Genomic DNA, 11,453 nt, shown 5'->3' on the forward strand with positions numbered 1-11,453 from the left:
AGCGTAACTCTAGTGGAATTCAAGCGGAACTATAGCGTAACTCTAGTGTTCAAGCGGAATTCAAGCGGAACTATAGCGTAACTCTAGTGGAATTCAAGCGGAATTCAAGCAGAACTCTAGCAGAACTCTAAATGTTGAAGCAAAGTCGCGCAAAAGGTGGAAACACATTAGCATCCCGTTTTTTCGCTTCGTCTGCGCCAGCCACAGTCTATGCCTAATGACACCGCAGACTTGACTAATGAGGAGGCGTACGGCTGCTTTTTTTACTTTTGCCTACGAAACGGCAAGCACTCCTGTAACGGTTGATGCCTAAGAATAATGCCCCGATGCCGGAGCAAACGGCTGGGGGCGGGAAGCGGGGCGGCTTATCAATTTGCGCCCCCTCCCCCGGGAATCTCCTTGTGTTCCGCTAACGGTAGCCCGGCGGAGTCCTTCGCAGCCCAGAAACAGGTTCTTCCCAGCTCCATCGTCCACAGCCGCTCCGCAGGAAGCCCGCGCCGCCGCCATTCGGCGAACAGCCGGTCCAGCGCCTCTTTCGGGGTGTCGTCCGCCAGATGAAAGGCATCGTAATGCATCGGAACAAAGAGGTCCGCCCCAATGTCGGCAAAAGCCTGCACCGCCTCCTCGGGCGACATATGCGAGTCGCGCATGAACCACTCCGGCTCGTACGCTCCGATCGGGAGCAGGGCTACGCGAAGGCTGCCGTATTTTGCGCCGATTTCCCGGAAGAGGCCATCATAGCCGCTGTCACCGGCAAAATACAAGCAGTCGTCCCCATGGCGCATCACCCAGCCGCCCCAATGCGACGTATTGGTGTCCCACGGTGTACGCCGTGTCCAATGCTTGGCCGGCACAAAGCCGAACGTAACACCCTCGACTCGCGTTTCCGACCACCAGGCCAACTCCTCCACGCGGCGGAACCCCTTGCGCCGGAGCCAGCCGGCGAGCCCTTCCGGCACAAGCAAAAGGAAGTCGCCCGGCAGGCGGCGCAGGCTGGCCAAATGAAGGTGGTCGTAGTGCGCATGCGATAAAACCACAACGTCAATCGGCGGCAATGCCTCGATCGGAAGCCCCGGCTGGGCCAGCCTGGCGCCGAGCCCCATCCGGTTCGCCCAGACGGGATCGGTCACGATGTTAAGGCCGCCCAGCTGGACAAGAAAGGTCGAATGCCCGATGAAGGTTACGGAGGGCAGCTCCCGATTGCCGGCGAGCAGGCGAACATCCGGTTCCACGCGGGGAACCGGAAACGAAAGATCCTTCCGCTTCGAACGGCGTTCTTTTTGCCACCTCCGCAGGTCCGCGAAGGATTTCAGATAAGGGGAACCGTCTGGATTTACATATCTTTTGGGCATCCGTATCACGTCCAGATTCTTTTATGCGTTGCATGGATTCGTAGCAGGCTTTGCAGCTATTATAGCATCCAGAGGCTTTGCTTGCCGCTTCCCCGAACGGCGGCTTCATCATGCCCCGGACAGGCACCTCAATCCGCCTTCCCGTGGGCCTGTACGTGAACTTTTCATCCGAAAGCAAGGAATGGAACGGATTACGGCTCCGTTTCGTATAATACCCGAGAGATTTGACACAGGAAGACAAAAAGGGAGGACATGCCCGTTGGAGAGGCGACCGATTGTGCCGGAGAGATTCAAAACCTTTTTTCTGAATAACAAATTCGTGCTGTTTTTGCTGGTGCTTTTGCTGATCGGCATAAACGTGCTGGTCTTTTCCAAGGTTCCGTTCCTGTTCGAGCCGCTGCGCGTTCTGCTGCATACCGTGGCGCTGCCGATTATTTTGTCGGGGGTCGGCTATTATCTGCTGAACCCGCTGGTGGACTTGCTGGAGCGCCGCTACAAGATGAATCGGGGGTTGAGCATCGCGCTGCTGTTCCTGGTAATCGCGGGCATCGTGACGCTGGTGCTTCTGCTGGTCATCCCGATCATCCGCAACCAGTTGACCGGCCTGATCGACAATTTCCCGGAGTACAGCAGCCAGATTCAGGAAAAATTTGAGCAGTGGGTCGGCAGCGACCTGTTCCGTCAGGCGCAGCAAAATTTCAGCGTGGATTTCACGAGCATCACGGAGCGGGTCACCGCTTGGGGATCGGACTTCCTGCAAAATGCGGTGAGCGGCGTCGGAAGCTTTGTCGGCGCTTTGACCGAAATTGTGCTCGGGCTTGTGACAACGCCTTTTGTGCTGTTCTATCTGCTGCGTGACGGCAAAAAGCTGCCGCAATACATCCAGCGCTTCGTCCCGACCAAGCTTCATACGCAGACCGGAACGGTCATGGCGGAAATGAACGGGCAGATCGCTTCCTACATCCGGGGGCAGATCATCGTCAGCTGCTGCATCGGGTGTCTGCTTTACATCGGCTATGTCATCATCGGCCTGGAGTATTCGCTCGTGCTGGCCATCGTGGCGGCTTGTACGGCGGTGGTGCCCTACCTGGGACCGGCTATTGCGATTACGCCGGCTCTCATCGTCGCCTTGGTGACCTCCCCGTTCATGCTGGTCAAAATGATCATCGTCTGGACAACCGTCCAATTGATTGAAGGCAAGCTGATCTCCCCGCAAATTATGGGCAAATCGCTGCGGGTGCACCCCGTGACGATCATCTTTGTTATCGTGTTTGCCGGAAAAATGTTCGGGGTGGTCGGCATCATTCTGGCCGTCCCCGGGTACGCCATTTTGAAAGTGGTGGCCACACACCTGTTTCGGTGGTTCCGAATGCGATCGGGCCTGTACGCCCAAGCGGAAAAGCCGGCGGAGTAAGCAGGCCGCAGGTGAAACGGAGGAAAAGGCGCCTCAGCAAACAATAAAAAGGAGGCTTCATGCATGCAGCGCTCCATTGAAGCCATTACCGAATTCATTTTTGCTTCCGATGCGGTTGAACCAGCGGACATCATCTTCGTGCCCGGCTCCGCAAGACCGGATTTGTCCGAGGAGGCCGCCCGGCTGTACAAGCAAGAGCTGGCGGACTATGTGATGCCGTGCGGAAAATACAGCGGGAAGCGGGACCGGTTCCCGAACGAAACCATCACGGAGGAAAAATATGCGGGGGCGTACGAAACGGAATGGCAATTTTGCAAACAGGTCCTGCTTCTGAACGGTGTCCCGGAAGAGCGTATTCTAAAGGAAGACGAATCCACACATACCCTCGAAAATGCCTGGTTTGCCAGGCAGCGTACGGATGCGGCGGGCCTGCAAATCCGGAAAGCCATCCTGTGCTGCCAAGCGTTTCACGCCCGGAGAGCCTTGATGAGCTATTCGCTGGTCTTCCCCGAAACCCGCTTTTACGTGGCGCCGGTGGCGACGCAAGGGATTACGCGTGACAATTGGCACCAATCGGAGTTTGGGACCCGGCGCGTGATGGGAGAATTGAAAAAATGCGGCGCTTACTTTCAGGATTACCTGATCCAGAGGCTTCCCGTCGCCGAAACGAATACCGATCGGTCCGAGTAACCGATCCCGTCAAAAACCGGCCTTGCCAAACGCAGGCCGGTTTTTTTGCTCTTTTTAAGGGTGAGTCTTGGGGGATGCCACGCTCACAGCTTCTCCACCTTTTTACGCAGCCGTTTCCGTACCCGAAAGCTCAACCGGTTTGTATGCTCGTCGTTCTTAACCAGCAGCCGGTAAGCTTCCAGAGGCATGACCGTACGGAACAGCAGGTAGATGCCAATGGCGATCAGAACAACCGCGGCCGGATAATAGGGGACCAAAACGCCCAGCGTAATATCTTTTCGTTCCAGCAAAAAAACCAATCCGCCCACTCCGATCAAGCAAACAGCGGCCGCAATGACAATGCCGTATTTTTTTCTGGTCGCCGCGTACCTTGCAGCCAGGCTTTTGAGATAGCCTGCGTCCAGCAGCAGCGGTTCCTTGGCAAGCATATGATAGCGGTCGTCGTCCGAGAAAATCGCCTTTACCAGCGTAACGATGCCAAGTCCGGCAATAAGGATGATCAGGAGCGCATAGATCGCGGGCTTCTCCTGAAACACCAGGTAGGGGACCGTGGACAGAATAAGCAGGCTGAAGCCCAGGGAAACCGTTTTGGAGGCTTTAACGGTATTCAGCAGATAGCCTTCCGCCATTTCTTTGCTGACGTAATAGCCGGTATCCTCGCTGCTGCGCGGCTCCTCCGTTTCCTTCAATAAATAGTCGAGCGACACATCAAATAGAGTGCCGATCATCAGCAGTTTTTCGGTTTCGGGAAACCCTTGCTCGTTTTCCCACTTGCTGACCGCCTGTCTGGTTGTATTCAGCTTTTCGGCCAGCGCTTCCTGGGAGTAGCCTTTTTCTTTTCTCAGCTGTAACAGTTTTTCGCCAAATGCCATGGTTGCGCTCTCCTTTGTCTTGTAAGTAGTTCAATTGTATGAAAACATCCGGCGTTTTTCTAGCTTTCGGCGGTTGCGTTTTCGCAACTTGCGGTTGCATTGGCAATCTAGATACGGGAGGGAACTGGGAACAGTCTCGGTTTACATACTGGAAAAATCTGTTGACGGTTATTACGTTTAGTGTTACATCTATAGTACAGTAAACGTACTAATCGGGAGTGGTTTGGATCAGAGACAACATAAAAGGCGGCGCTTTGACGGAAACGACCTTCCTTGTTCTGCTGGCCGTTTATGAGCCGAAGCATGGTTATGGAATCATGCAGTTTATCGAAAAGGAAACCAACGGACGGGTCGTTTTGGGGGCAGGCACTTTGTACGGCGCGATTAACGCTTTGGTGAAAAAAAAGTGGATCGTCCCTTTTGGCGATGAAAAGGAGAGCAAGAGAAAGGAGTATGTGATCTCGGCTATCGGGAAACAGAAAGCGGAAGAGGAAGCAAAACGCTTGCGCGAGGTTTTGGAGCTGGCTTCAACCATCGTGGGGGAGGGAAGGAAATGAGCAAAACGGTCGTGAAGTATTTTTTCGATTTTCTGGATGGTCAGGAAAAGTGGCTGAACCGCATGGCGGAGCAGGGCTATCGTTTGAAAAAATGCGGGAAAATGACCTATTCTTTTGAGCCGTGCGAACGAAACGAATTCGAATATGCCGTAGAGTTCGTCGGAGCTCAATCCCATTCGAAAGCAAAAGACTACCGCGGGTATCTGGAAAGCATGGGCTATCGCACGTTCACGAAAAACGTAAATCTTAATTTCTCTTATGGCAAGGTCCGCTGGCGCCCCTATGCCAAAGGCATGGGGCAAATCGCCACCTCCCCCGGCGGCTTTAACAAAGAGCTTCTCCTTTTGGAAAAAAAGAAGGACGGAAAGCCGTTTGAATTACATACTGACGTAAATGACAAACGGAACACCTACAAAACAGTTCAACGAGCTTATGCGTGGGCTGTTCTCGTGATGGCTGGCCTGTTGGCGATGACCTTTCTTACCAATGTGTCCACAATGTCTACTGCGATGTTGTGGGTGCTAAGAGCGGTCCTGCTGCTTTTTGGCATTCTGTTTCTTGTCCCGGCCATGAAGTATTCTTCCATTGTCCGCCAGTTGAAAGAGGAAGGGAAAATAATGGAGTGAGGCCGCTTCTATACCCGGACCGGAATCCGGATTGAAAAGGTCATCAAAAACGAATCTCCGCTTGACCTCGTTCAGCAAAACGAAATGGAGATCATCGAGCCGGTTACCTTGCACACGTTCGGGGAGGAGAAGGTAAAGCTCACAAGCGGCCCGTATACCGAACTGGAGAAAGGGAAACGGTATTTGCTCCTTCTGGCGTCGGGCTCACCCGGTATCCGATAAAGGGCAGCAGCGAAATTTTCATAGAAGGTGTACAAAAAAACCGGCCCGTTGGCGACAACGGACCGGTTTTTTCTGTGGAATGCGGGCGACCGAGAGCGGTTATTTGGCGGCGATCTTGATCTTCATTTCCAAATACTTCACAGCCCCTTCGTCCGTCTGCTCGGTTTTGAGCATGTCCCCCTGGAGCTTTTCCCCTTTGAGGCCGTACGTTTCCTTTGCCGCTTTGGGCATGTCCTCGTCCGGCTTGACCTGGAGCACCAGGTAAAAGTCGCCTACGTCCTTCGGCTTTTGCATCCGCAGCCGGAACGAGCCATCGGGCTGGACGACAGCGTCTTCTTTGTACCCGAAATGCCAATGGTCCGGAATTTCGACGTCAGCCGAGACCCGTGTTCCTTCCAGCAGGTTGCTTGCGGCTTGGATTACATAATGAGTGCCTTCCAGGGTAACCTCTGGCTTGATCCAAGCCTTCGCGCTGCCGTAATCGGCCGGTCTGTTCATTTGCGGCACTTCGATTTCCCATTCGGAGCCCGTTTCACCGGCCGCGTCCACCTGGAGGAAGGCGACCGCTTTTTTATAGACGGTGTCGTTTTCCTCGTATTGATGGATATAGGGACCGGTCAGTTTTTCCCCGGCCGCGCCATAAGCGGGCAGCTCATCCTTCTGCTTATCGGGAATCAGACTGACGGTCACGTCCAACATGCCTTCTTTGATGTCAGGCCGCTTCATCTCCAGCGTAAAGGTCCCGTCATTGTTGACCTCGGCTTCATCGTCGTAGCCAAACATCGTGTAGCCCGTCGCATCAATCTCCGATTCAAGCTCTACGCCGGGCAAAGCGTTGGTTTGACCGTTCACGATCAGCTTGTCCGCCTCAAGCACGGCCGTTCCTTTGATCCAGACCTCCGGGCTGCCCTGGTCCTCGGGGGCATTTTCCGAAGCCGTCCCCTGGACGATTTCGATGTCCACGGTTTCCCCTGTGCTGCCGCTCGCGGAGGGGGAAGCCTCCGGGGTAGCGCTTGCGGTCGTAGGACTAACCGCTTGAGCAGCGGAAGGCGCTGCATCATCCGCCGTTTTGTCGTTGCCGCAGGCCGCTAAAATCAGGACGGCCGAAAGGAGCGCTGCCAGCGCTCGGGTGGTTGTCTTGCTGCTGCGTGGTGTCATGTCGGTGCATCTCTCCTGTTGTATGTATAGGCAAAACCAGTTTTTACATTACCCGAATTTGGAAAGGGTGAAACAGAAAAAGCGACAGAGTTACCCAGAAAGCGATTCTGTCCATTTGGGTAACGGGGGGATAAGATGGATATATAATCCTGAAATGGGAAGGAACTTGAAGATGGAAGACCTTATTCAAAAAATTGAAACGGAACGCGAGGAATTGGTCAAGCTGGCATTAGCTTATGGGTTCTTGGACAAGAGGGTGCTTAGGAAATCGAAGCAGCTGGATGTGCTGTTGATGGAGTATGAACGAAGGTTGAAGGGGACCACGGGTTCATTGACTGAAGAGTCGATAACACCCAAATACAATTTACAGGCTGTATAAAAGTAAAGTTAGTTACTGGAAAACTTTAATTGTCTTAGGTGATAGCTGACTTAGTCACCTTGCCGCGGAAAGGATGGTCTGAGAAAGTTACCATAATTATATTATGAGGGGTGAATTTCCAGAAAATACAGCTGCATATATAGGAACTGCTGTAAAATTATCTCTTGATTATGCAGCGAAACGTTACGGGCTTAATGGATGGTGGTCAGGTGGAGTGACCAGTTTAATTGGAAATAGAGTCTATGAAGAATATGCCAAAAGTATATTATGAATACAGATTAGGTATTTCCTACAATAGCTATTTGGGATATTATGAATAAGTAACCACTACTGTTGAATACAATTCAACATTCACAACCCCGATTGAAGTTTTGGATTTCAAAATGACCACGAAAGTTCCAGATGATGTGCTTGCAAAATACGGTTTGAAAAATCCGTAATAACACTTAGAAGGTGAGAACATGATATGTATCTCAAATACCCTTTAAATTTTGCTTTTTTCTTAATCGTGTTGTTCATCATCTCCCGATTCAACTTGTTGAATACGTTTTTGGAAATCATACTGACGGTCACTTTAGCTGTGGTTTTTGACGTTTTACTGTCAAGGGCAAAAGTTGATCAAAAAAGGGTAAACAAATTATTGGGTTTTGCAAGCATGGGAGTAATAACAATATTCATTGGTTTCATTTGGTAGCTGTTAAGGGAGGGGGAGATTTTACCCCTCTCTTTGTATTGCCAATAAATTTCAAGAAAGGGGATTAAACAATGAATGATGTAGTAGGACGTTTACTTAGTTTAGCTGTAAATGTAGGCATCTTGGCCGCATTTATTTACTATCTCAGTCGAATTACATTTTATTTGCGTGGCATTTACACTTTGTTAAAAGATAAAAAGGATCGGTCATAATTCTCAAGGATTGTCATACAAGGGCGAGTTTCTGATAGCCGGCCGGCTTATAAAAATAAATCATGTAGGAGAATCTTCTGTGATACCTTATTAATACTCATACTGACCCTCTTGCTGCTGCTTATGCCACTACGGCCAATGAAGGCATCATTTGCGGATTTTTCTTCGAATGAGTACGAATTTTTGAAACTTCAAATATTAAACGGAACTTTTAACTAAGACGGTTAGGATGCAAGCATCCTAACCGTCTTAGAATATAAAAGATAATCATAAAACTTACAGGAGCCTGATGATGAGCATAATTTGCTTTCACTATAGATCTGCACTGAGTTAATTGGGTCTTCAGACAGAGTATGAAACAGAAAAAAGCAGGAGGGATATAATGATAAGGTTAATGGGTTTCGTAATGTTAATTGTCTCTGTTATGTATGTAATGGTTGGGTGCAGTAATGGCAATAGAAATGAGGCAATAGTATATGAAAATAAGGAACATCACTTTACAGTAGAACTACCCAAGTCATGGGAAGGAAAATACACCATAAATGAAACGGACGGCAATATCCTTTTTGTCGATCAAGCAAACCAATCTATGGGCGGAGTCGTATTTCTTATCCGAGTTTGGAATAAAGTCGATTGGGAGCAAAACGGGGAGGAGCAAGCTAAAACCCTTCGGTTAACGAAAATAGGGGAGAACGACGATCACGTTTTTGTTTTCAGTACCCCAACAGATGTGCAATATTCAACCGACGATGAGACGAAAAAGAAAGAGTATCTAACTATGGCAAAAGATACCGAAACGATTAAATCTTCATTTAAGGTTCAATAAAGCAAAGTGCATGTTTTCCCTAAACACCTGCCGTTACTTTGCAGGTGTTTTTGTATCTCCAACGTTACCTACAATTCCTCTCCTGCCTGAATTCGTTTCGCATAGAGTTAGTGGACTAGAGGTAATCCCTTTGATTGTTTGCTAAAAGCCTAGAGTTTAAGGAATTAGAGCTTTCAGTTTTAGATGCCAAAGTATGGTTCGTTAAATAGTATATCGATAACGCCAATGCTAACAAGACAAAAGAAACGGCCAATGCTGTTAATCCTTTTTTGTCTCTAATATGTCTTTTATTCATAGACTAGTATCTCCACCTATGAAAAATAATAGCTGACAAATGCTCTTTACAGGTTTTTGTATTCTTATATGTGCGCATTTCTGTTTACGGATTGCAAAAGCGAACTGCATTGTACAGCCCATTCGGAAATCAGGCTGTTGTTATTTGATAAATTGGCCACTCGCAGCGTATGGAGGAGATAGTCGGTTCCTTGTTCTGTTCTTTTGTGGGAAAAATAATATACCGCGAGTTTGAAAAATAAATTCCCCATATGATCCAGGACGAATTGTCGAGGATACATACTTTCGTCTATACACCCAATCTTCATCTTCATGATATGAGTGTGAAATTGCTCTAAGATAGGGTCTATATCCTTCTCATGTAGAATTGCTGCCTTAACGATTGAATTTAATCCATCTAACACTTCATGTGGGTTTTTACTCATCAACTCCACATAGTCAGGCAAATATTCGAAGTTTCCCAACAATACTTGCGCACTAAATTCATTCGCGTTTGAATAAAGCCGAAATTTGCTTACTTCTTTCCAACCCTCTTCATCTAAATCAGGAAACCAACTCAAGTCTTTATACTCCGTTATATAAGGTAAGGACTCTTCATATTTACCTTGAAGCTCCAAAATCCCTCCTCTTAAGAGAAAGCTTTGACCATAATAAACAACAAGGTGTCTTTCTGGTTTTGTAAACTGAAAAGATTTCCTCTTTCGTTTCATATGTTCCCTTAAATTGCTTTGGTAACGGTCAGCATTTCTTGAGCCATTGCATCTGTTTGATGCCAATTCTGTAGTGAGCAAAATAGATTTGCTAACTGTAAAAGACCGTCAAGTTGATAATGCTCGGGCAGTCGGTTACGGTAGGGGAGGAACTGCAAAGCTGCTTCTTTATTTGTCTCAAAGTTGTCGCTTAACCGGGCGCGGAACAACTTGTATTGACTTATAGCCATACGCTCGGAGTGTTGCTTAATCTCATTATTAATAACGCATTCAAAGAATGGAATAGAAGGTCGCAGTTGCTTGCTTTCAAATAATTCCTCTCCTGCCTGAAAAACCATTTGCAAATACTTGGGTTCTTCCATAACTCGATGCAAGACAGGTCCCACAAACTCAAGCTTGTCCAGCGCGATACAACGAAATAGGAACGCCCGAATTTTCTTCCAATTTGCTTTTCCTTCAATAAAACATCCGTCGGCATAGCTTTCATACAACCAGCCCACTGGTTTGTTTAATGCACTCGTTATCTTGTCAAGAAGGTTTATGGACATAGATTTGGGCGGAAACTTATCCAATGTTACACTCAGCAACCCTCGGTTGATCATAGCCGCTTTGGCGAAGCTGCTTAATGTATAGCCTTGTCCGATGATTTCATCAAGAATAAGATCCGCTAGACTTTTTTCATTCTGTGTCGGTACTTGCGCGAGCAATGGAAAAGCCTCCTTTCATAGAAGAAAACCATTCTGAATTTTTGACTGTATTTCCTTTTTTATTTTGTATGTTCTAAAAGAAAAGCAGGACTTACATGTTTCCGGCAAGGGGTCTACTTACACATAGGCTTGTAACAGTGTATTACATTTTGTAGCTAGCTCAGCAAAGAGAACGTTATTACCTGCAATTTTTGCCATAAGTAAAGTGTGCTGCAAATAGTCCACACCTTTTTTAACTTCACCGTACGAAAATTTATATAGCGCCAAATTATAAAAGAAGTTACCGAATTTATGAAAAGTTATATGAGGGGGATAAATTCCATCCTCTTGCATTTCTTTTCGCCATTTTTCAATGTACACAGCAAAACGATCCAAGATCGAGTCTATGTTGTAATGATAATGGTTGGCAGATTCTACAATAATGATTAAGCTGGCCAAAACTTCTGTAGGATGTTGATCCAGAAAGGCAGCATAGTCGGATAACAAGGAAAAATCGCCTTGCAATAGGTTTAGGTTCCATTCATTTGCTTGAGCAAACAATGAAAATTTTGTAACTTCTTCAAGGCCTTTTTCGGTTAAGTTCGGGAACCATCGCAAATCTTTATATTTTTCGATACATTTGTGGGCTTTTTTATACTTTCTTTGAGTTTCAAATACTGCCCCTTTTATTAAATAACTATGTCCATATTAAACCACGGTAGCGTCAAGAAGTTTGTGTAAGGCAGTAGGAATATCCAAAA

Annotated in this window: 12 protein-coding genes; 6 read left to right on the forward strand and 6 right to left on the reverse strand. The window is 48.0% G+C overall.

Annotation, left to right across the window (positions count from 1 at the left end; translation table 11 throughout):
• Window positions 1-368: 368 nt before the first annotated feature.
• Window positions 369-1,352 carry an MBL fold metallo-hydrolase gene (locus AC6I6H_RS18860; RefSeq protein WP_497955547.1) on the reverse strand — a complete coding sequence of 328 codons (984 nt, stop codon included), beginning with the start codon at window positions 1,350-1,352 and terminating at the stop codon, window positions 369-371.
• A gap of 277 nt (window positions 1,353-1,629) precedes the next feature.
• Here AC6I6H_RS18860 and AC6I6H_RS18865 point away from each other — a divergent pair, with 277 nt between their 5' ends.
• Both AC6I6H_RS18865 and AC6I6H_RS18870 read left to right on the forward strand, forming a co-directional pair.
• Entirely contained in the window at window positions 1,630-2,766 is a 1,137-nt protein-coding gene (locus tag AC6I6H_RS18865; protein ID WP_497955548.1) for an AI-2E family transporter, read from the forward strand.
• Between the two features lie 63 nt (window positions 2,767-2,829).
• Window positions 2,830-3,456 (forward strand): YdcF family protein, encoded by a 627-nt coding sequence (locus AC6I6H_RS18870; RefSeq protein ID WP_497955549.1) that lies wholly within the window; start codon window positions 2,830-2,832, stop codon window positions 3,454-3,456.
• Window positions 3,457-3,539: 83 nt separating this feature from the next.
• Here AC6I6H_RS18870 and AC6I6H_RS18875 read toward each other — a convergent pair whose 3' ends face one another.
• Complete coding sequence (locus AC6I6H_RS18875) at window positions 3,540-4,328, reverse strand: helix-turn-helix domain-containing protein (protein ID WP_497955550.1); 789 nt, start codon at window positions 4,326-4,328, stop codon at window positions 3,540-3,542.
• Window positions 4,329-4,582: 254 nt separating this feature from the next.
• Here AC6I6H_RS18875 and AC6I6H_RS18880 point away from each other — a divergent pair, with 254 nt between their 5' ends.
• Both AC6I6H_RS18880 and AC6I6H_RS18885 read left to right on the forward strand, forming a co-directional pair.
• Window positions 4,583-4,885: a PadR family transcriptional regulator gene (locus tag AC6I6H_RS18880; RefSeq protein WP_497955551.1), complete on the forward strand. Its 303-nt coding sequence runs from the start codon at window positions 4,583-4,585 to the stop codon at window positions 4,883-4,885.
• Entirely contained in the window at window positions 4,882-5,511 is a 630-nt protein-coding gene (locus AC6I6H_RS18885) for a DUF2812 domain-containing protein (protein ID WP_497955552.1), read from the forward strand. Before AC6I6H_RS18880 ends, AC6I6H_RS18885 begins: the two co-directional genes overlap by 4 nt.
• A 321-nt stretch (window positions 5,512-5,832) precedes the next feature.
• Here AC6I6H_RS18885 and AC6I6H_RS18890 read toward each other — a convergent pair whose 3' ends face one another.
• A complete protein-coding gene (locus AC6I6H_RS18890) occupies window positions 5,833-6,891 on the reverse strand; it encodes a hypothetical protein (RefSeq protein ID WP_497955553.1) in 1,059 nt (352 codons plus the stop codon).
• A 172-nt stretch (window positions 6,892-7,063) separates the two neighbouring features.
• Here AC6I6H_RS18890 and AC6I6H_RS18895 point away from each other — a divergent pair, with 172 nt between their 5' ends.
• Complete coding sequence (locus AC6I6H_RS18895) at window positions 7,064-7,270, forward strand: Spo0E family sporulation regulatory protein-aspartic acid phosphatase (RefSeq protein WP_497955554.1); 207 nt, start codon at window positions 7,064-7,066, stop codon at window positions 7,268-7,270.
• Between the two features lie 1,288 nt (window positions 7,271-8,558).
• Entirely contained in the window at window positions 8,559-9,002 is a 444-nt protein-coding gene (locus AC6I6H_RS18900) for a methyltransferase (protein WP_497955555.1), read from the forward strand.
• Window positions 9,003-9,361: 359 nt separating this feature from the next.
• On the opposite strand, the gene AC6I6H_RS18905 is transcribed toward AC6I6H_RS18900, so the two are convergent.
• The 3 genes from AC6I6H_RS18905 to AC6I6H_RS18915 form a co-directional block, all read right to left on the reverse strand.
• Window positions 9,362-9,913 carry a hypothetical protein gene (locus AC6I6H_RS18905; RefSeq protein ID WP_497955556.1) on the reverse strand — a complete coding sequence of 184 codons (552 nt, stop codon included), beginning with the start codon at window positions 9,911-9,913 and terminating at the stop codon, window positions 9,362-9,364.
• Between the two features lie 101 nt (window positions 9,914-10,014).
• Entirely contained in the window at window positions 10,015-10,713 is a 699-nt protein-coding gene (locus AC6I6H_RS18910; RefSeq protein ID WP_497955557.1) for a hypothetical protein, read from the reverse strand.
• A 117-nt stretch (window positions 10,714-10,830) separates the two neighbouring features.
• On the reverse strand, window positions 10,831-11,310 hold the full coding sequence (locus AC6I6H_RS18915) for a hypothetical protein (RefSeq protein WP_497955558.1): 480 nt from the start codon (window positions 11,308-11,310) through the stop codon (window positions 10,831-10,833).
• Between the last annotated feature and the right edge of the window lie 143 nt (window positions 11,311-11,453).

This window comes from Gorillibacterium sp. sgz306347, from assembly GCF_059735245.1.

Bases quoted from the DNA above. Each gene is read 5' to 3' on its own strand.
- AC6I6H_RS18860 (WP_497955547.1), bottom strand. From the start codon at position 1,352: ATGCCCAAAAGATATGTAAATCCAGACGGTTCCCCTTATCTGAAATCC.
- AC6I6H_RS18870 (WP_497955549.1), top strand. From the start codon at position 2,830: ATGCAGCGCTCCATTGAAGCCATTACCGAATTCATTTTTGCTTCCGAT.
- AC6I6H_RS18875 (WP_497955550.1), bottom strand. From the start codon at position 4,328: ATGGCATTTGGCGAAAAACTGTTACAGCTGAGAAAAGAAAAAGGCTAC.
- AC6I6H_RS18885 (WP_497955552.1), top strand. From the start codon at position 4,882: ATGAGCAAAACGGTCGTGAAGTATTTTTTCGATTTTCTGGATGGTCAG.
- AC6I6H_RS18890 (WP_497955553.1), bottom strand. From the start codon at position 6,891: ATGACACCACGCAGCAGCAAGACAACCACCCGAGCGCTGGCAGCGCTC.
- AC6I6H_RS18895 (WP_497955554.1), top strand. From the start codon at position 7,064: ATGGAAGACCTTATTCAAAAAATTGAAACGGAACGCGAGGAATTGGTC.
- AC6I6H_RS18900 (WP_497955555.1), top strand. From the start codon at position 8,559: ATGATAAGGTTAATGGGTTTCGTAATGTTAATTGTCTCTGTTATGTAT.